The organism is Pseudazoarcus sp. NS34, from assembly GCF_059703725.1.
Genome location: NZ_BAAKIZ010000002.1, coordinates 532312 through 550958, shown reverse-complemented (window position 1 = coordinate 550958; position 18647 = coordinate 532312). Strand labels below are relative to the sequence as shown.

16 protein-coding genes and 1 other RNA gene are annotated in these 18647 nt (G+C 62.1%); 12 read left to right on the top strand and 5 right to left on the bottom strand.

All coding sequences use genetic code 11. The annotated features are described in order from the left end of the window. The first annotated feature begins 97 nt into the window (after positions 1-97). From AC6H0N_RS09075 to AC6H0N_RS09055, 5 genes are read left to right on the top strand one after another with little or no spacing between them, the layout of a single operon-like run. Positions 98-805: an SURF1 family protein gene (locus AC6H0N_RS09075; protein ID WP_497573769.1), complete on the top strand. Its 708-nt coding sequence runs from the start codon at positions 98-100 to the stop codon at positions 803-805. Continuing rightward, positions 795-1349: an SCO family protein gene (locus tag AC6H0N_RS09070; RefSeq protein ID WP_497573768.1), complete on the top strand. Its 555-nt coding sequence runs from the start codon at positions 795-797 to the stop codon at positions 1347-1349. The genes AC6H0N_RS09075 and AC6H0N_RS09070 overlap by 11 nt, the downstream gene beginning before the upstream one ends. 2 nt (positions 1350-1351) lie before the next feature. Further along, positions 1352-2389, top strand: coding sequence for a COX15/CtaA family protein (locus tag AC6H0N_RS09065; protein WP_497573767.1), 1038 nt, complete (start codon positions 1352-1354; stop codon positions 2387-2389). Further along, positions 2370-3269, top strand: a complete 900-nt coding sequence (gene cyoE / locus AC6H0N_RS09060; protein WP_497573766.1) for a heme o synthase — start codon at positions 2370-2372, stop codon at positions 3267-3269. The genes AC6H0N_RS09065 and cyoE overlap by 20 nt, the downstream gene beginning before the upstream one ends. Then, complete coding sequence (locus AC6H0N_RS09055) at positions 3269-3871, top strand: SCO family protein (protein ID WP_497573765.1); 603 nt, start codon at positions 3269-3271, stop codon at positions 3869-3871. The genes cyoE and AC6H0N_RS09055 overlap by 1 nt, the downstream gene beginning before the upstream one ends. 46 nt (positions 3872-3917) lie before the next feature. Here AC6H0N_RS09055 and ssrA read toward each other — a convergent pair. The 5 genes from ssrA to AC6H0N_RS09030 form a co-directional block, all read right to left on the bottom strand. Next, positions 3918-4296: a transfer-messenger RNA gene (gene ssrA, locus AC6H0N_RS09050) on the bottom strand. Positions 4297-4334: 38 nt separating this feature from the next. Then, positions 4335-5018, bottom strand: coding sequence for a phosphoglycolate phosphatase (gene gph / locus AC6H0N_RS09045; protein WP_497573764.1), 684 nt, complete (start codon positions 5016-5018; stop codon positions 4335-4337). Continuing rightward, the gene (gene ubiG / locus AC6H0N_RS09040; RefSeq protein ID WP_497573763.1) at positions 5011-5712 is read right to left on the bottom strand and encodes a bifunctional 2-polyprenyl-6-hydroxyphenol methylase/3-demethylubiquinol 3-O-methyltransferase UbiG; all 702 of its coding nucleotides are present in this window, start codon (positions 5710-5712) and stop codon (positions 5011-5013) included. Before ubiG ends, gph begins: the two co-directional genes overlap by 8 nt. A gap of 96 nt (positions 5713-5808) precedes the next feature. Continuing rightward, complete coding sequence (locus AC6H0N_RS09035; protein WP_497573762.1) at positions 5809-6522, bottom strand: OmpA family protein; 714 nt, start codon at positions 6520-6522, stop codon at positions 5809-5811. A gap of 76 nt (positions 6523-6598) precedes the next feature. Continuing rightward, a complete protein-coding gene (locus AC6H0N_RS09030; protein ID WP_497573761.1) occupies positions 6599-7921 on the bottom strand; it encodes a TRZ/ATZ family hydrolase in 1323 nt (440 codons plus the stop codon). Positions 7922-8077: 156 nt separating this feature from the next. Between AC6H0N_RS09030 and gyrA the strand changes: the two genes are divergently transcribed. From gyrA to rpsA, 7 genes are all read left to right on the top strand, one after another. Next, the gene (gyrA, locus tag AC6H0N_RS09025) at positions 8078-10663 is read left to right on the top strand and encodes a DNA gyrase subunit A (RefSeq protein ID WP_497573760.1); all 2586 of its coding nucleotides are present in this window, start codon (positions 8078-8080) and stop codon (positions 10661-10663) included. A gap of 19 nt (positions 10664-10682) precedes the next feature. Further along, positions 10683-11783: a 3-phosphoserine/phosphohydroxythreonine transaminase gene (serC, locus tag AC6H0N_RS09020; RefSeq protein ID WP_497573986.1), complete on the top strand. Its 1101-nt coding sequence runs from the start codon at positions 10683-10685 to the stop codon at positions 11781-11783. 12 nt (positions 11784-11795) lie between these two features. Further along, a complete protein-coding gene (gene pheA, locus AC6H0N_RS09015; protein ID WP_497573759.1) occupies positions 11796-12860 on the top strand; it encodes a prephenate dehydratase in 1065 nt (354 codons plus the stop codon). A 10-nt stretch (positions 12861-12870) separates the two neighbouring features. Next, positions 12871-14007 carry a histidinol-phosphate transaminase gene (gene hisC, locus AC6H0N_RS09010; RefSeq protein ID WP_497573758.1) on the top strand — a complete coding sequence of 379 codons (1137 nt, stop codon included), beginning with the start codon at positions 12871-12873 and terminating at the stop codon, positions 14005-14007. Next, the gene (locus AC6H0N_RS09005; RefSeq protein ID WP_497573757.1) at positions 14007-14900 is read left to right on the top strand and encodes a prephenate dehydrogenase; all 894 of its coding nucleotides are present in this window, start codon (positions 14007-14009) and stop codon (positions 14898-14900) included. Before hisC ends, AC6H0N_RS09005 begins: the two co-directional genes overlap by 1 nt. A gap of 2 nt (positions 14901-14902) precedes the next feature. After that, a complete protein-coding gene (locus tag AC6H0N_RS09000) occupies positions 14903-16855 on the top strand; it encodes a bifunctional 3-phosphoshikimate 1-carboxyvinyltransferase/cytidylate kinase (RefSeq protein ID WP_497573756.1) in 1953 nt (650 codons plus the stop codon). Positions 16856-16933: 78 nt separating this feature from the next. Then, on the top strand, positions 16934-18637 hold the full coding sequence (gene rpsA, locus AC6H0N_RS08995; protein WP_497573755.1) for a 30S ribosomal protein S1: 1704 nt from the start codon (positions 16934-16936) through the stop codon (positions 18635-18637). Positions 18638-18647 lie beyond the last annotated feature (10 nt).

Here is an 18647-nt window from a genome sequence, read left to right as displayed (position 1 = left end):
AGTCCTTGCAGGGTCGGGATGCGTTTCGGTCTTGGGAGATATTTTCCCCGATTGTCGCGCGAAGCGGAGTCGTTTTGGGGTTGGAAGCCGCGGCCTGATGCGTTTTCTTGAGCGGATTCACGCGGTTCCACTGATCGCAGGCATCGTGGTTGCCGTAATTGGGGTTCAGTTGGGCAACTGGCAATTGCGCCGTGCAGACGAAAAGCACGAAACCGGTGCGCGTATCGCCCAGTTTGCGCAGTCTCAGGCAGACCCCCTGTCAAGCGTCGCTGAGGCTTCTCCGCCCGAATGGTCCCATGTCTCGTTGCAGGGCGAATGGGTACCCCAGGCGGTGATGTATCACGACAATCGTGTGCATGAACGGCGCCCCGGCTATCACGTGCTGATGCCTCTGCATTTGCAGGACGGCTCTGCGGTGCTGGTAAACCGCGGTTGGGTTCCTGCGGGACTCGATCGAGCGGTGTTGCCTGAGGTTCAGACGCCCATCGGTCGCGTGGCCTTGACCGGCAGGGTAGTGGTGCCGGAACACGAGCCGTTTTCGCTCGGCAGCGATCCGCGGGACGGGGCGAGGTGGCAGTTTGTCGATCCCTCCGCGTACGGCGAGTGGTCAGGCATCGCAGTTGCTCCATGGGTCGTGCAGCAGACATCACCAGGGGACGACGGGTTGCTGCGCGACTGGCCCGTGCCGGCGCTCGGCGAGGACACGCACCGCGGTTACGCGCTGCAGTGGTACTCGCTCGCGGCCTTGGCGATTGCCCTCACCGGATTTTATGTATTCAGGAGTTTCCGCAAGCATGCAGCGTAGCGCCAAGCTGACCCTCACCGCACTGATTGTCGTGTGCACCCTGCCGGTGGTTGCCTCCTATGTGACCTACTATTTCTGGCAGCCCGATGACACTGTCAACTATGGCGAATTGCTCGAGCCACTGCCGTTGCCGGAGGCGCGCGCCAGCGGAGTCGGCGGAGATGATGTCGATCTCGCGTCGCTGCGGGGGCGATGGACGCTGGTGTATGCGGGCGCTGCGGCCTGTAATGACGAATGCCGTCAGTCGCTTTACACCATGCGCCAGAGCTGGCTCGCGCAAGGCGAGGAAATGCGTCGCGTCGATCGCCTGTGGCTGCTCACTGATGCAGCCGACCCGTCCCCTGGGGCTCTGCAGAATCAGCGTGGCTTGAAGGTGGCGCGGTCGGTCGGCGCCTGGGACGAGCATTTGCCGGGTAGCGAGCAGGGCAGGCATATTTACCTCGTCGATCCGCTCGGCAACGTGATGATGCGCTTTCCCGCTGAGCCGGACGCGAAGCTTGTGATGAAGGATCTGAAACGTCTGCTGAAGTATTCGCGCCTGTGACCATGAACCTCTACCGCAAGCTGATCCTGTTTACGCTGATCCTCACTTCGATCGTGGTGGTCTTCGGCGCTTATGTGCGCCTGGCAGACGCCGGTCTGGGGTGTCCCGACTGGCCTGGTTGTTATGGCCAGCTCACGCCGACACGCGCGTCCGAGCAGATCATCGAGGCGCATTCCGCCAATCCGCACGGGCCGGTCAGCATGCCCAAGGCCTGGAAGGAGATGATCCACCGTTACATCGCCTCGGTCGTGGGCTTGCTCATCATTGCGATTGCGGCCCTGGCGTGGCGCAAGCGCAGGGATCCAGGGGCGGCTCCTGGTATTTCGACGGCCTTGATCGCGATCGTCGTGTTCCAGGGAATGCTCGGTATGTGGACGGTGACTTTGTTGCTGAAACCGGCAATCGTTACGGCGCACCTGATTGGAGGCATGACGACACTCGGCGTATTGGCCTGGCTGTGTGCCCGCGCCTACGCCTTGCCTGCCGCTCCGGTGAGCGGAAGGCTGCGTGGCTTCGCGCGGGTCTCTTTTGTCTTGCTGGCGCTGCAGATCGTGCTCGGCGGATGGGTCAGCACCAATTACGCTGCTCTCGCATGCACAGACTTTCCGACCTGCCACGGCAGCTTCTGGCCCGTGGCCGACTACTCCAATGCCTTCCACGTCATCCGTGAATTGGGCATGACGGCCCAGGGTGAGCTGCTCTCACACGAAGCGCTGACGGCCATTCACTGGATGCATCGCATCGGTGCATTGGTTGCGGGAGGGGCGCTGATCGGACTTGGTTTGGCGTTGCGGCAGGGGGGCGCGATGGCGCGCATGGGCAATTTGCTGATCGCTGCTGTCGCGCTGCAGATCGTGCTCGGGGTTGCCAACGTTTTGCTCAGCCTACCTTTGCTCCTGGCGGCCGCGCACAATGCAGGGGCCGCGCTGCTGGTGGTCATAATGGTTTGCATCAATTACCGCGTCGGTCAGAACGCGGCCGTACTCGAACAAGGGAGATATCAAGATGAGCGTGCGCGACATGAGAGCTCTTTCGCTTGACCGCGTGGCCGCCGGCCGGCGGCTGCGAGCCTTCTATGTGCTGACCAAGCCGCGCGTGAACACGCTTATCGTGTTTTGCGCAATCATCGGCATGTTCCTGGCCATCCCCTCGGGCTTGCCGGACCCTGCAGTCGTGCTCGCGGCTACAGTGGGGATTGCCTGCGTGGCTGGCGCCGCCGCGGCCATGAACTGTCTGCTTGAAGCCGGTATCGATTCCCGCATGACCCGCACCCGGGCGCGACCGAGTTCCACCGGTGAGCTTTCATCGGGTGAAACGCTGGCCTTCGGATCCGTGCTTGGGGGCGTGGGCTTGCTGATCCTGTATCAATGGGCTAACCCGCTGACAATGTGGCTGACCCTCGCGACCTTCGTAGGCTATGCCGTCATCTACACAGTCATGCTCAAGCCGCGTACCCCGCAGAACATCGTGATCGGCGGGGCGTCCGGCGCGATGCCTCCGGTTCTGGGGTGGGCCGCAGCGACCGGTGAAGTCACCGCCGATGCGCTGATCCTGTTCCTGATCATCTTTGCGTGGACCCCGCCGCACTTCTGGGCACTCGCGCTGTACCGGACAGAAGACTATGCCCGTGCCGGTTTGCCAATGTTGCCGGTGACGCACGGCCCCGAGTACACCCGTTTGTCGGTGCTGCTCTACACGATGATTCTGTTCGGCGTCACGCTGTTGCCGTTTGCCACGCGCATGAGCGGCTGGATTTACCTGCTGTCTGCCGTGGCACTCGGTGGCGTGTTCATCGGCTATGCCTGGAAGCTCTACCGCAGCTACAGCGACACTCTCGCGCGCAAGACCTTCCGCTTTTCCATCCTCTACCTGTTCTTGCTGTTCGCAGCATTGCTGGTGGATCACTACGTGCGTTTCTGATGTCCCCCATCCAGCATTTTTCCCGCCTTGCCGTCTTCACGCTTGTTGCCTTTCTGCTCGTCGCCTGTGGCGGCGAGCAGAAGGCCCAGTTCCGAAACACTGACATCACCGGAGCGGACTACGCGACGGGTTTCGAGCTGACGGATCACACCGGTCAACGCAGGACGCTCGAAGACTTCGCCGGCAAAGTCGTCACCGTGTTCTTTGGCTTCACCCAATGCCCCGATGTCTGCCCGAGCTCGTTGGCGACCATGAGCGATGTCATGAAATCGCTCGGCACCGACGCTGAGCGCGTTCAGGTGCTGTTCATTACGGTTGACCCTGCGCGTGACACACAGGAGTTGTTGGCGCAGTACGTGCCGGCGTTTGATCCGCGCTTTATCGGGCTGTTCGGCACGCTTGAAGAAACGGCTGAAGTTGCAAAGAATTTCCGCGTTTTCTATGCCAAGAGCGGTGATACCAGCGGATCAAACTACAGCGTCGATCACTCTGCAGGTACCTTCGTGTTCGACCCGCAGGGACGCCTGCGCCTGTACGTCCGGCACGCCGAAAGCGCTGACAGCATTGCTGCCGACTTGCGTCTGCTGTTGAGCGGAAATTGAACGCAGCAAAAAAGAAACCCCGGCCATGAAGACCGGGGTTTTGAATTGGTGGAGCCGGGGGGAATTGAACCCCCGTCCGCAAGCCCTCTACAGACAGATCTACATACTTAGCCAACCTATTTGCTTTTAACCCCTGACTTAGCCGATTGGCAGGCCGGAAAGGGGCGAGTCACCTTACTTTTAGCTACAGAACCAAGTAACCCGACTCTGCTCGCGATTCTCTGTAAATGACACTGCAATGGCTTAGCTTGCGCTAAGACCATCCGGCCCAGAGACCCGCCGGTGCAGCGCTAACCGGGATTAAGCGGCTAGAGCGAAACGCTCGTCGTTGGCGTTTGTTTGTTTCCAGATGGATTTACGAGGTTTTCTGGCCCTCGGTATGCACTGCGCTGCTTCGCGACCCACGTCGAAGCCAAGTCGGCCCCAGGAGTCTTTCCGTCAGATGGGGTCTGCCGGAGGTGTTTCAAGTGCGGATGCTATCACGTACTGGCGTTTGGAGGCCGATCAGGCTGGTGAGTTCCCCCGGACAGTGAATGATCTCGTCGGCTCCCCACGATTCTATTGGTTGGTCGACGCCAAGATACCCATACGAAACGGCAACTGTACGCATGCCACAAGCTTTGCCTGCCACCACGTCGCGCAGGTCGTCCCCGACATAGACGCAATTTTGCGGCGCTAGCCCGGATCGCTCACAGGCGAGCAGCAAGGGGTCCGGTGCCGGCTTGGGGCGGGCGGCCGTGTCGCCGCTGATGACGCAGCAGGCGCGATGTTGCAGCGCCAGGGCGGCAATCAGGGGTTCGCTAAAACGGCTGCGCTTGTTGGTGACGATGCCCCATGGAATTCCGGCACCTTCAAGCTCGTTCAGCACCTCGTCCATGCCTGCGAACAAGCGAGTGCCGACACACAGCGCGGCGGCGTAGTGCTCCAGGAACTGCTCGGAGAGGGCCTGAAAACGATGGTCGTCTGGCGTAACGTCGAAGGCAGCCTTCAGCATGCCGCGCGCGCCCGACGAGACGTGAGGGCGAAGTGTTGTCAGCGGTAGCGGGGCATGTCCGTGATCGGCCAGGACGAGATTGATGGCGCGAGCGAGATCCGGTGCAGTGTCGGCCAGTGTCCCATCAAGGTCGAAGAAGACGCCCTCAATCATTGCGGCGGGTATGCACGAGGTAGTTCACGTCAGTATCCGGACCCAGTGAGTACACCTGCGTGAGGGGGTTGTAGCTCATGCCAAGCAATGTCATGACATCAAGGCCGGCATGGCGACAATCGCGAGCAAGCTCCGAGGGCTTGATGAACTTGGAGTATTCGTGAGTGCCCTTGGGCAGCAGCTTGAGAACGTACTCGGCGCCGATGATGGCGAAAAGGTAGGACTTTGGATTGCGGTTCAGCGTTGAAAAGAAGACGTGACCGCCGGGCCTGACGAGGCGGGCGCAGGCTTCGATGATGCTGGCCGGGTCGGGCACATGTTCAAGCATTTCCATGCAGGTAACGACATCGAATGATGCCGGCTGGCGGTCAGCCAGATCTTCTGCGCTGATCAACTCGTAAGCGACGCATTGCCCGCTTTCGAAGAGATGCAGTTTGGCGACGCCCAGGGCCTTCTCCGAAAGGTCGATGCCGGTAACGTCAGCGCCGAGCGCTGCCATGCTCTCGGACAGAATGCCTCCGCCGCACCCCACATCGAGCACCGTCTTTCCGGAAAGTGCGGCACCAGCGTCGATCCAGTTCAGCCGTAGCGGGTTGATCTCATGGAGTGGCCGGAACTCGGAACCCGGATCCCACCAGCGGTGGGCCAATTCACTGAATTTTTGCAGCTCTGCAGGATCGGCATTCACACTCATCGGGTGTCTCTCTGTAGCTCGGATTGAGTCTGGGTGTCAAAAAAAAGCCCTGCCGAAGCAGGGCTTTGCACGGCTTGCCGTGTGACAGCAAACGGCTTACTTGGTGCCGATGACTTCCACTTCGACGCGACGGTCGGGCTGCAGGCACGAGATCAGTGCGCTGCGCTCGGTGACGCCGTTGCACTTGGTGCCGGTGACCGGCTGGCTCTCGCCTTTGCCTTCGGTATAGACACGCTTGGCGTCAACACCCTTGGACACCAGATAGTTCTTCACCGACATGGCGCGACGCTCGGACAGGCGCTTGTTGTAGTTGTCCGAACCGATGCGGTCGGTATGGCCGACAGCAAGAATCACTTCCAGGTTCAGCGACTTGGCCTTGGTGGCGAGTTCGTCAAGAGCGGTGCGGCCAGCCGGGCGCAGGTTGGCGCTGTCGAAATCAAACAGGGCGTCAGCGGACAGCTTGATCTTGTCGGCGGTGGCCGTGGTCGTCACGGACGAGGCGGCGACGTACGGGGACTTGCACATCTCGGCGGGGACGATGTCCTTGTCGCATACGCAACCGGCCGGGAAGTTGCCGGCGAAAGCGGTCTGGGCCGCAGCGGGGCTCCAGAAGCCGGTGCGCCAGCACAGGCCGGCGCCGCTGGTGGCGACTGCCTTGCGGCTGTCGATAACGTAGGGGATGACGCCAGCGTTGTCAGTGGTGTAGGAAATTACGGTGTCTTTCGACTGCGAGAGCGCCGGGGCTGCAGCCAGGCCGAGTGCGGCGATCGCAGCCAGCCCAAGCAATTTACTTTTGAGTTGAATGCTCATTTTTATGTCGTCCGTATTAGAGAGGGTTATCAAACAAATCAGCAATCGCCAATCTCCGAGCGATCGTGCAGCGCGGTTACGATTTTAGTCTACTTTGCCACAGCCGCGCTGTTGCGATCAATTCCCTGTTGTTGGGGTGCAGCACTAGTGTTCCTTTTTCAACACGCGCTTCACCATCTACCCACACGTGGGAAACGTGTTCCCTGCCAGCAGCATACACAAGGTGCGAGACCGGGTCATAACACGGCAGGGTTTCAGGGGTGCCCAGATGAATCGCGCACATATCGGCGCGTTTCCCGGGCTCAAGCGAGCCGATGCAATCGCCTTGCCCAATCGCCGTCGCTCCATTAATTGTTGCCATTCGCAGTGCGGTATGAGCGGGGATTGCAGTTGCATCACCGGTCGCGACTTTGGCGAGTAATGCGGCTTGACGCATTTCTGCAAACATGTCGAGACGGTTGTTGCTCGCGGCTCCATCGGAGCCAAGGGCAACGGTAACGCCGGCCTTCATCATTTCTGTAATGGGTGCAATGCCGCTCGCCAGTTTCATGTTTGATGTCGGGCAATGCACAACAGAGCACGCATTACGTGCAAGCAATTCGATATCGCTTCGATCCAGATGAACAGCGTGTACTCCGAGGAAATTGTTTCCAGGTATGCCGAGCCCAGCTAGTCGCGTTAATGGACGCATTCCGTGACGAGCCAGCGATTCTTCTACTTCCTGCCGCGTTTCGTGGATATGGATGTGTACGCCGCAATCAAGCTCGGCGGCGAGACTGGCAGCGCGTGCCAGCGTCTCGTCGGAGGCGGTGTAAGGGGCATGCGGGGCAATATTGAAGCGCAGGCGAGGGTGACGCTGCCAACGGTCTCGAGCCGCCAGCCCCTTGCGAAAGTACTCGTCGGCATTCGCGGCGTAAGGCGTCGGGAAATCAATTACCGTGACGCCAATCACTGCCCGCATTCCGGCTTGATCGAATGCTTCAGCCGCTGCGTCGGGGTGGAAATACATGTCGTTACAGGTGGTTATGCCGCCAGAGAGCATTTCGGCCGCTGCCAACAGTGTGCCGTCGCGCACAAAAGCCTCGCTCACGTGTTTGCTTTCGGCGGGCCAGATCGCCTCTTGCAGCCAGCGCATCAGCGGCAAGTCGTCAGCGATGCCTCGCATCAATGACATCGCGGCATGGGTGTGGGCGTTGATCAGCCCGGGAATGAGGGCGTGGTCCGGCAAGTCGACGTTCTGCTTCGCGGTGTATCGAGCCCGCGCCTGGTCTTGCCCGACGATGGCGATGATGCGCCCGGCGGTGATGACCACCGAGTGATGTTCCAGCACGGAATCCGCATCATCCACGGGGATGATCCAGCGGGCACTGACGATGAGGTCGGCCGATTCAGGCTGCATGTAGGGTCTCCGTGTCCGCCGGGTGAGCTGTCGTGGGGCGCAATGATACCTGTCGGCCTTGACGCGTGCGTGTAGGCGGTCTTCGGCGGGAGGGTGGCGTGGTAATATGGCGCGTTATTCTGAACCGCGGCCGACGCCGCCTGGACCCGAGCCGAGATGACCACGTTCGCCAAAGAAACCCTGCCGATCAGTCTCGAAGACGAGATGCGTCATTCGTACCTCGATTACGCCATGAGCGTGATCGTGGGGCGTGCCCTGCCGGATGCGCGCGATGGACTCAAGCCGGTGCATCGGCGCGTCCTGTTCGCGATGCACGAGTTGTCGAACGACTGGAACAAGCCTTACAAGAAATCGGCGCGTATCGTCGGCGACGTGATCGGCAAGTACCACCCGCACGGCGATTCGGCTGTATACGACACCATCGTGCGCATGGCGCAGAACTTCTCGCTGCGCTACATGCTGGTCGACGGTCAGGGCAACTTCGGTTCGGTCGACGGCGACAACGCTGCGGCGATGCGTTACACCGAGATCCGCATGGCGCGGATCGGCCACGAACTGTTGGCCGACATCGACAAGGAAACCGTCGACTTCGGCCCGAACTATGACGGTTCCGAGCAGGAGCCGCTGATCCTGCCGTCGCGCATTCCCAACCTGCTGATCAACGGCTCGTCCGGTATCGCGGTCGGCATGGCGACCAACATCCCGCCGCACAACCTGACCGAAGTCGTGGATGCCTGCCTGCACCTGCTGGCCAATCCGGACGCTTCCATCGATGATCTGATCCAGATCGTGCAGGCGCCGGACTTCCCGACCGCCGCACTGATCTATGGCCTGTCCGGTGTGCACGACGGCTATCGCACCGGCCGCGGCCGCGTCGTGATGCGTGCGCGCACTCACTTCGAGGATCTCGAGAAGGGCAACCGTCAGGCGATCATCGTCGACGAGCTGCCGTACCAGGTTAACAAGCGCACCCTGCTTGAGCGCATTGCGGAGCTGGTCAACGAGAAGAAGATCGAGGGCATCAGCGAGATCCGCGACGAGTCGGACAAGTCCGGCATGCGCGTGGTCGTCGAGCTCAAGCGTGGCGAGATGCCTGAGGTGGTGCTGAACAATCTGTTCAAGCAGACCCAGCTGCAAGACACCTTCGGCATGAACATGGTGGCGCTGGTCGACGGCAAGCCGCGCACGCTGAACCTGCACGAGATGATCGACTGCTTCCTGTCGCATCGCCGTGAGGTTGTTACGCGTCGCACCATTTTTGAGCTGCGCAAGGCACGCGAGCGCGGCCATACGCTGGAAGGTCTGGCGGTGGCGTTGTCGAACGTGGATGAAGTCATTGCTCTGATCAAGGCTGCACCGGCACCGGCTGATGCCAAGCGCGAGCTGCTGGCGCGCGTCTGGCGCAGCCCGCTTGTCGAGGAAATGCTCGCGCGCGCCGCGGCTGAACATTACCGCCCGGATGGGCTGGCGCCGGAGTTCGGCTTGTCTGAGCAGGGCTACCGCCTGTCCGACGTGCAGGCCCAGGCCATTCTGGAATTGCGCCTGCAGCGCTTGACCGGGCTGGAGCAGGACAAGATCGTTGGTGAGTATCGTGAGGTCATGGAGCTGATCGCTGATCTGCTCGACATCCTTGCCCGACCCGAGCGCATCTCGAGCATCATCGGCGAGGAGCTCGCCGTCGTGAAGAATCAGTACGGCGACCCGCGTCGCTCCGAGATCGTCATGAGCACCTCGGACATCAGCATCGAGGATCTCATCGCGCCGGAAGACATGGTTGTGACCTTGTCGCACGGCGGTTACATCAAGCGTCAGCCGCTGGCCGACTATCGTTCCCAGCGTCGTGGTGGCCGCGGCAAGCAAGCCACCGGCATGAAGGACGACGATTTCATCGATCGCCTGTTCGTCGCCAACACGCACGATTACATGTTGTGCTTCTCGAACCGCGGCCGTGTCTATTGGCTGAAGGTGTATGAGGTGCCGGAGGGTGCTCGCAATGCGCGCGGCAAGCCCATCGTCAACCTCTTCCCGCTGCTCGAAGGCGAGAAGATCACCGCCGTGCTGCCGGTGCAGACCTTTGACGACGATCACTTTGTGTTCATGGCCACGGCCCAGGGTACGGTCAAGAAAACTGCGCTCACCGCGTTCTCGAACCCGCGCAAGGCCGGCATCATCGCGGTCGGTCTGGACGATGGCGACCACCTGGTTGGCGTGGCCATCACCAGTGGCGAGTGCGACGTGATGCTGTTCTCCGACGCCGGCAAGGCCGTGCGTTTCCCGGAGCGCGACGTACGCCCGATGGGGCGCGAGGCGCGCGGTGTGCGCGGCATGAACATCGAGGACAGCCAGCGCGTGATCGCGATGCTGGTGGCCAGCGACGAATCTCAGTGCGTTCTGACCGCCACCGAAAACGGCTACGGCAAGCGCACGCCGGTGGGTGAATACACGCGTCACGGCCGCGGTACGAAGGGCATGATCGCAATCCAGACTTCCGAGCGTAACGGCAAGCTCGTGGGCGCCTGCCTGGTGCACACCACCGATGAGGTCATGCTTATTTCCAACGGCGGTGTGCTGATCCGCACGCGCGTTGCGGACATTCGTGAGTTGGGCCGCGCGACTCAAGGCGTGACACTGATCAACCTTGATGAAGGCACCTATCTGGCTGGCATCGAGCAGGTCATCGAGTCCGATCCGGAAGATTTGCTGGACGAGGGCGACGATGCAGCCGATGAGGCTGCGGAATGATGCTTCCGAGGTGATCGGCATGAGCCGGGTCTACAACTTCAGCGCCGGTCCTGCGGCGCTGCCGGAAGAAGTGCTGCGTCAGGCGGCCGATGAAATGCTCGACTGGCACGGTGCCGGCTGTGGCGTGATGGAAATGAGCCATCGCGGCAAGCATTTTTCGGCCATCGCCGAACGTGCCGAGGCCGATCTGCGCAGCCTGCTCGACGTGCCGGCCAACTATCGCGTGCTGTTTTTGCAGGGCGGCGGCACCCAGCAGTTCTCGCAAGTGCCGATGAACCTGCTGGGCGGTGGCTCGGCCGACTACATCGTCACCGGGTCGTGGTCGCAGAAGGCTTTCGAGACGGCGCAAGCGCTTGCTCCATTTGTTGCCGGCAAGGTGCGCTGCGCAGGCTCCACCGAGACGACTGGTTTCAAGGGTGTGCCACGTGGGGACGAGCTTTCGCTCGACCCGTCTGCCGCCTACCTGCATCTGTGTACCAACGAAACCATTCACGGTGTCGAGTATCTCGAAGCGGCACAGCTGCCAGCGAGCGCCGCGCCGCTGGTGGGCGATGTTTCATCGCATATCCTGTCGCGCCCATTGGATGTCGGCCGCTTCGGCATGATCTACGCCGGCGCACAGAAGAACATCGGTCCGTCCGGGCTGGTGGTCGCCATCGTGCGTGACGACCTGCTCGATCGCGCCTGGGCCGGTACCCCCGGCGTCATGCGCTACGACACGATGGCCGAGCACGATTCCATGCTCAACACGCCGCCGACCTACGCCATCTACATTGCCGGTCTGGTGTTCCAGTGGCTGCAGCGGCAGGGCGGCCTGGCCGCCATCGAGGTAGTGAACGTCGCCAAGGCCAGGCTGCTGTATGACTTCATCGACGCTTCTGGCCTGTACCGCAACGAAATCGATCCGGCCTGCCGTTCGCGCATGAACGTCCCCTTCCTGCTCGCCGACACGCGGCTGGAGAGTGATTTTCTCGCCGGCGCCGAAGCGGCGGGGCTCTCGCAGTTGAAAGGACACAAATCGGTCGGCGGCCTGCGTGCGTCGATCTATAACGCCATGCCCCTTGCTGGTGTCGAGGCCCTCGTCGCGTACATGCGCGAGTTCGAGCGCACGCGGGGATGACCGGAGTTCCGCATGAGTGACGAACTGCACCAACTCAGAAACGACATCGACCGCCTCGATCGCGAGATTCTCGAACGCCTGTCAGAGCGCGCGCGCAATGCTCAGCGCATCGGCGAGGTCAAGCAGGGCAATCTTTACCGCCCCGAGCGCGAGGCGCAGGTTCTGCGCCGCGTTGCCGACGAGAACCCCGGCCCGCTGCCAGATCAGGCCGTGCAGCGCGTGTTCCGCGAAATCATGTCGGCCTGTCTGGCGCTGGAGCAGCCGCTGCGTGTGGTCTATCTCGGCCCGGCCGGTACCTTCTCCGAGAGTGCGGCGCGCAAGCATTTCGGCGCCGCGCCGATGTTCCAGCCGCAGGTCAGCATCGAAGAATCCTTCCGCATGGTCGAGGCCGGCAATGCCGACTATTGCGTGGTGCCGGTCGAGAATTCGACCGAAGGGGTGGTCGGCGGCACGCTAGATCTGCTGCTCGCCAGCCGCCTCAAGGTGTGCGGTGAGATCAGCCTGCGCATTCACCAGCATCTGATGAGCCAGTCGGCCGAGCTGGAGGCGGTGAAGAAGGTCTATTCGCATTCGCAGTCACTGGCACAGTGCCACGAATGGCTCAACCGCAACCTGCCGCGCGCCGAGCGCGTGCCGGTCACCAGCAACGCCGAGGCCGCGCGCCTGGCGGCGGCGGAAGAGGGTGTGGCTGCCATCGCCGGCGAGGCGGCGGCCGAGCTGTATGGTCTTGGCGTGCTGGGTGCCAACATTGAGGACGATCCGCGCAACACCACGCGTTTCCTCGTGCTGGGGTTGCATGACGCCGGCCTGTCCGGCCGTGACAAAACCTCACTGGTGTGTTCCGCGCCCAACCGCCCTGGTGCCGTGCATCAACTGCTCGAGCCGCTGGCGCGCCACGGCGTGAGCATGACCAAGCTGCAGTCCCGCCCGGCACGCAATGGCATGTGGGAATACATGTTCTACATCGACATCGAGGGGCATCAGGCTGACGCTGCCGTTGCGGCCGCGCTGGTCGAGCTAGAGGCGCGGGCTTCCTTTGTGAAGGTGCTCGGGTCCTACCCCGTAGCCGCGATCTGAGGCGCTTTGCATGAACGACAGTCTCAATCTTTCCGCCGTTGCCGAGCGCGCTCCGGCGCACATTCGAGCGATTTCGCCCTATCAGCCGGGTAAGCCGATTGCCGAGCTTGCGCGCGAGATGGGGCTGGCTGAGAGCGATATCGTCAAGCTCGCGTCCAACGAGAACCCGCTCGGCATGAGCGAGGCTGCGCAAGACGCTGCGGCGGCTGCGCTGCAAGACATCGCGCGCTATCCGGACGGCAATGGCTTCGAACTCAAGGCCGCGCTTTCGGCGAAGCTTGGTGTGGGCATCGAGCAGATTGTGCTCGGCAACGGCTCCAACGACATCCTCGAACTCGCTGCGCGTGCGCTTCTGTCGCCTGGCGCGTCGGCCGTGTATTCGCAATATGCGTTCGCGGTATATCCGCTTGCGACCAACGCCACTGGCGCGCATGGCATCGAAGTGGTCGCGCGCGATCATGGCCACGATCTGGACGCGATGGCGGCGGCAATTACGCCGGATACGCGCATTGTCTTTGTCGCCAACCCCAACAACCCGACCGGCACCTTCCTGTCCGGCAACGCCGTCGAAGCCTTCCTGCGCCGCGTGCCGCCCGACGTGCTGGTGGTGCTCGACGAGGCCTACACCGAATATCTCGAGCCGCAGCAGCGCTACGACAGCATCGCTTGGGTCGCGCGCTTTCCGAATCTGCTGGTGTCTCGCACGTTTTCCAAAGCCTATGGCCTTGCCGGACTGCGCGTCGGGTACGGCGTTGGCCAGCCGGCCGTGGTTGATTTGCTCAATCGCGTGCGGCAACCGTTCAACGTATCAAGCGTTGCCTTGGCTGCAGCCGCGGCCGCGCTGGGCGACGAGGAATTTCTCGCCCGCAGCGCCGAACTGAACCGCGCGGGCATGCGCCAGTTCACCGATGCCTTCGCCGGCCTGGGGCTGGAATGGATTCCGTCGGCCGGTAACTTCGTGGCGGTCCGCGTGGGGGATGCCGCGGCGATCAACCGCTCGCTGCTGCGACAGGGCGTGATCGTGCGCCCGGTCGCCGGCTACGGCATGCCGGAGTGGTTGCGTATCTCGATCGGACTGCTCGCTGAGAACACGCGTTGCATCGAGGCGCTGCGTACGGCGCTGGCTGAAACCCGGAGTGGAAACTGATGGCGGTGGTCAACAAGCTGGTGATTTGCGGAGTCGGCCTGATTGGCGCTTCTTTTGCCATGGCGCTGCGCAAGGCCGGCATGGTCAGGCGGGTTGTCGGAATCGGGCGCACGCGTGCGCCGCTGGAGCGCGCGGTCGCTCTGGGCGTGATCGACGAAGCCGCTACTGATTGGGCGGACGCGCTGAATGGTGCCGACTTTGTTCTGCTGGCCGCGCCAGTCGGGCAGATGGACGCCGTCATGGGCGCAATGGCGCCGCATCTGGCCGAAAACACGGTTGTCACCGATGCCGGCAGCACCAAGCGCGACGTCATCGAGGCGATTTACCGCAATCTGGGCGAGCGGCTCGCCAATGTTGTGCCGGCGCACCCCATTGCCGGCGCGGAGAGAAGCGGTGTCGACGCGGCTTTCGAGACGCTTTACACGGACAAGAAGGTGGTGTTGACGCCGTTGCCCGAGAACGAGCCCTCCGCCGTGCTGCGCGTGCGCGAAGTGTGGGAAGCCTGCGGCGCGGTTGTGCACGAAGTGCCGCCGCACGATCACGATCGCATCTTTGCCGCGGTCAGCCACCTGCCGCATCTGCTGGCTTTCGGGCTGGTGCACGACCTGGCCGAACGTGCCAATGCCGAGCAGCTGTTTCACTTCGCGGCCAGCGGCTTTCGCGACTTCACCCGCATTGCCGGCAGCAGTCCCGAGATGTGGCGCGACATCTGTATCGCCAACCGGCAACCGCTGCTGGCTGAGCTGGACCAGTATCTGGCCGAACTGGCCTACCTGCGTGCATTGCTGCTGTCGGCCGACAGCGAACGACTGGAACAGCACTTTGCCGCCGCACGTGATGCCCGCAATGCCTGGGCGCATGGCCACAGCGCTGATCCGAACACGCCGGAGTGACGATGGAGTTTCTCGATCTGCCGCCCTTGCTTGAAGCCCGCGGCACGGTTCGCCTGCCGGGCTCGAAGAGCATTTCCAACCGCTCCTTGCTGCTTGCTGCGCTGGCCGAGGGTGAAACCGAGATCCGCGATCTGCTCTCATCCGACGACGTCGATCGCATGCTCGAAGCGCTCACGGCGCTCGGCGTGAAGTGGTCGCGCAACGACGACGGCAGCTATCGCGTGCGTGGCGTCGGCGGTGCGTTTCCGGTCAAGTCCGGCGACCTGTTCCTGGGCAATGCCGGCACCGCCTTCCGTCCGCTTACCGCTGCGTTGGCCTTGTCGGGCGGCGAGTACCGTCTCTCGGGTGTGCCGCGCATGCATGAGCGGCCCATCGGCGATCTGGTGGACGGTCTGCGTGAGATCGGCGCCGATATCGACTACCTGGGCAACGAGGGCTTTCCGCCTCTGGCGATCCACCCCGGGGCGATTCAGGCGGGCGGCGTTGTACGGGTGCGTGGTGACGTCTCCAGCCAGTTTCTGACTGCGTTGTTGATGGCGCTGCCGGTGACCGGCAAGCAAACCACTATCGAGGTCGTCGGCGAACTGATTTCCAAGCCCTACATCGAGATCACGCTCGCATTGATGGCACGGTTCGGCGTTGAGGTGACCCGCGAGGGCTGGCAGCGATTCGTCGTGCCGGAAAATGCTCGCTACGTCACGCCGGGCGTGCTGTTTGTCGAGGGTGACGCCTCGGCAGCATCGTATTTCCTGGCCGCCGGCGCGATTGGCGGTGGCCCGGTGCGTGTCGAAGGCGTCGGCCCCGGGAGTATCCAGGGCGACGTGCGCTTTGCCGAAGCGCTCGAGGCCCTTGGCGCGCGCATTTCATACGGTGATAACTGGATCGAAGCCAGCGCGCCCGAAAGCGGTGTACTGCGAGCGTTTGATCTTGACCTGAACCACATCCCTGACGCGGCCATGACGCTGGCCGTGGCTGCCTTGTTTGCGGACGGGCCTTGCCGTTTGCGCAACATCGCGAGTTGGCGAGTCAAGGAAACCGACCGTATCGCAGCGATGGCGACCGAGCTGCAGAAGGTCGGTGCGGTGGTGGAGGAGGGGGGAGACTACCTCCGCGTGACGCCACCCGCGCGCCTCCAGCCGGCAGCCATCGATACCTACGACGACCATCGCATGGCGATGTGCTTTTCGCTTGTGAGTCTTGGCGATTGCCGTGTGCGCATCAACGACCCGAAGTGTGTGAACAAGACTTTTCCCGGCTACTTCGACGCGTTTGGCGAAATCGTTCAACCGGTGCCCGTGCTGGCCATCGACGGGCCGTCGGCTTCGGGCAAGGGAACGGTTGCGGCGCGCGTGGCTGCCGCACTGGGCTGGAATTATCTTGACAGCGGTTCGCTGTACCGTCTGGTTGCACTGGCGGCGCTGCGCGCGAAAGTGGCTTTCGACGACGAAACCGCGCTGGCGCCCATCGCGCGCGAGCTGCCGGTGCGATACGACGAGGGGCGCATTTTGCTCGACGGTGATGATGTGACCGACCGCATTCGCGAGGAAGATTGTTCGGTTGGGGCATCCCGCGTTGCTGTGCTGCCGGCCGTGCGCACGGCCTTGCTTGATCGCCAGCGTGATTTTCGCCATGGGCCGGGTCTGGTGGCCGAAGGGCGTGATATCGGTTCGGTGGTGTTTCCGGATGCGGCAAGCAAGTTCTTCCTCACCGCGTCGGCCGCTTCGAGGGCGCAGAGACGTTATAAGCAGTTGATCGAAAAAGGTTCCGCGGCTATACTCCACGACCTTCAGAACGATCTTGAGGAGCGCGACCGCCGCGATGCGGCTCGAAGCGTTGCTCCGCTAAGACAGCTTCCCGATGCGGTGCTTGTCGATACGACCGACATGGCGATCGACGAAGCCGTTTCATTTGTTCTGGAACACATGCACGGGGCTACCCCGCGCAAGGCTGACTGAACACCGCCCGGTGTCCGGTTTTTTTGCAAACTGACAGGCGTCGCGGCCGTTTCCGCGATATTTGGAACCTCAACCTTTATGACTACTGCCACCCCCGTCTCCAGTTCCATGGAGAGTTTTGCCGACCTGTTCGAAGAAAGCCTTGCCCGCCAGGAAATGCGCGCTGGCGAGGTGATCACTGCCGAAGTGGTCAACATCGATCACAACTTCGTGGTCGTCAACGCCGGACTCAAGTCCGAAAGCTATGTTGCCATCGAAGAGTTCCGCGACGATCGCGGTGAACTCGAAGTCAGCATCGGCGACTTCGTCCACGTCGCAATCGACGCTCTGGAAGACGGCTACGGCGAAACCCGCCTGTCGCGCGAGAAGGCCAAGCGCATTGCCGCCTGGAACGATCTGGAAAAGGCACTGAACGAAGGCTCGCTGGTGAAGGGCGTCGTCTCGGGTCGCGTCAAGGGCGGCCTGACCGTCATGACCAACAGCATCCGCGCGTTCCTGCCGGGTTCGCTGGTCGACATGCGTCCGGTCAAGGACACCACGCCGTACGAAGGCAAAGAATTCGAATTCAAGGTCATCAAGCTCGACCGCAAGCGCAACAACGTTGTTGTTTCGCGCCGTGCCGTGCTCGAAGAGACCATGGGTGAAGAGCGCCAGAAGCTGCTCGAGAACCTGCAGGAAGGCTCGGTCGTCAAGGGTATCGTCAAGAACATCACCGACTACGGTGCGTTCGTCGACCTCGGCGGAATCGATGGCCTGCTGCACATCACCGACCTGGCCTGGCGTCGCGTGCGTCACCCGTCGGAAGTGCTCAACGTTGGCGACGAAATCGAAGCCAAGGTCCTCAAGTTCGACCAGGAGCGTCAGCGTGTTTCGCTCGGCCTCAAGCAGCTCGGCGACGACCCCTGGGTCGGCATCGCCCGCCGCTACCCGCAGAGCACCCGCCTGTTCGGCAAGGTCACCAACATCACCGACTACGGCGCGTTCGTCGAAGTCGAGCAGGGTATCGAAGGTCTGGTCCACGTGTCCGAAATGGACTGGACCAACAAGAACATCCACCCGACCAAGGTTGTCCAGCTGGGCGACGAAGTCGAAGTGATGATTCTGGAAATCGACGAAGACCGTCGCCGCATCTCGCTGGGCATGAAGCAGTGCATGTCCAACCCGTGGGACGATTTCGCCCTGAATCACAAGAAAGGCGACAAGGTTCGTGGCCAGATCAAGTCGATCACCGACTTTGGTGTGTTCATCGGCCTGGATGGCGGCATCGACGGTCTGGTGCATCTGTCCGACCTGTCGTGGAGCGAGTCCGGTGAAGACGCCGTGCGCCGCTTCAAGAAGGGTGACGAAGTCGAAGCCCTGGTGCTGGCCATTGATGTCGAGCGTGAGCGTATCTCGCTGGGCGTGAAGCAGATGGAAGGTGACCCCTTCACCAACTTCATCGCCACCCACGAGAAGAACACGCTCGCAACCGGTACCGTCAAGACTGTCGACGCCCGTGGTGCAGTGATCCAGCTCAACGAAGAAGTCGAGGGCTATCTGCGCGCTTCCGAGGCAGCTGCTCACCGTATCGACGATCTGACGACCGTGCTGAAGGAAGGCGATCAGGTCGAGGCGCTGATCATCAACGTGGATCGCAAGACCCGTTCGATCAACCTCTCGATCCGTGCCAAAGACCAGGTTGAAACCAGCGACGCGATGACCAAGCTGTCGGCCGACGCAGTGAGTGGCACCACCAATCTTGGTGCGCTGCTCAAGGCCAAGCTGAACGAGCAGAAGCAATAATCCCCCGCTC

Bases quoted from the DNA above. Each gene is read 5' to 3' on its own strand.
- cyoE (WP_497573766.1), top strand. From the start codon at position 2,370: ATGAGAGCTCTTTCGCTTGACCGCGTGGCCGCCGGCCGGCGGCTGCGA.
- hisC (WP_497573758.1), top strand. From the start codon at position 12,871: ATGAACGACAGTCTCAATCTTTCCGCCGTTGCCGAGCGCGCTCCGGCG.
- AC6H0N_RS09075 (WP_497573769.1), top strand. From the start codon at position 98: ATGCGTTTTCTTGAGCGGATTCACGCGGTTCCACTGATCGCAGGCATC.
- AC6H0N_RS09070 (WP_497573768.1), top strand. From the start codon at position 795: ATGCAGCGTAGCGCCAAGCTGACCCTCACCGCACTGATTGTCGTGTGC.
- AC6H0N_RS09065 (WP_497573767.1), top strand. From the start codon at position 1,352: ATGAACCTCTACCGCAAGCTGATCCTGTTTACGCTGATCCTCACTTCG.
- pheA (WP_497573759.1), top strand. From the start codon at position 11,796: ATGAGTGACGAACTGCACCAACTCAGAAACGACATCGACCGCCTCGAT.
- ubiG (WP_497573763.1), bottom strand. From the start codon at position 5,712: ATGAGTGTGAATGCCGATCCTGCAGAGCTGCAAAAATTCAGTGAATTG.
- serC (WP_497573986.1), top strand. From the start codon at position 10,683: ATGAGCCGGGTCTACAACTTCAGCGCCGGTCCTGCGGCGCTGCCGGAA.
- AC6H0N_RS09005 (WP_497573757.1), top strand. From the start codon at position 14,007: ATGGCGGTGGTCAACAAGCTGGTGATTTGCGGAGTCGGCCTGATTGGC.
- AC6H0N_RS09055 (WP_497573765.1), top strand. From the start codon at position 3,269: ATGTCCCCCATCCAGCATTTTTCCCGCCTTGCCGTCTTCACGCTTGTT.
- rpsA (WP_497573755.1), top strand. From the start codon at position 16,934: ATGACTACTGCCACCCCCGTCTCCAGTTCCATGGAGAGTTTTGCCGAC.
- AC6H0N_RS09000 (WP_497573756.1), top strand. From the start codon at position 14,903: ATGGAGTTTCTCGATCTGCCGCCCTTGCTTGAAGCCCGCGGCACGGTT.
- AC6H0N_RS09030 (WP_497573761.1), bottom strand. From the start codon at position 7,921: ATGCAGCCTGAATCGGCCGACCTCATCGTCAGTGCCCGCTGGATCATC.
- gyrA (WP_497573760.1), top strand. From the start codon at position 8,078: ATGACCACGTTCGCCAAAGAAACCCTGCCGATCAGTCTCGAAGACGAG.
- gph (WP_497573764.1), bottom strand. From the start codon at position 5,018: ATGATTGAGGGCGTCTTCTTCGACCTTGATGGGACACTGGCCGACACT.
- AC6H0N_RS09035 (WP_497573762.1), bottom strand. From the start codon at position 6,522: ATGAGCATTCAACTCAAAAGTAAATTGCTTGGGCTGGCTGCGATCGCC.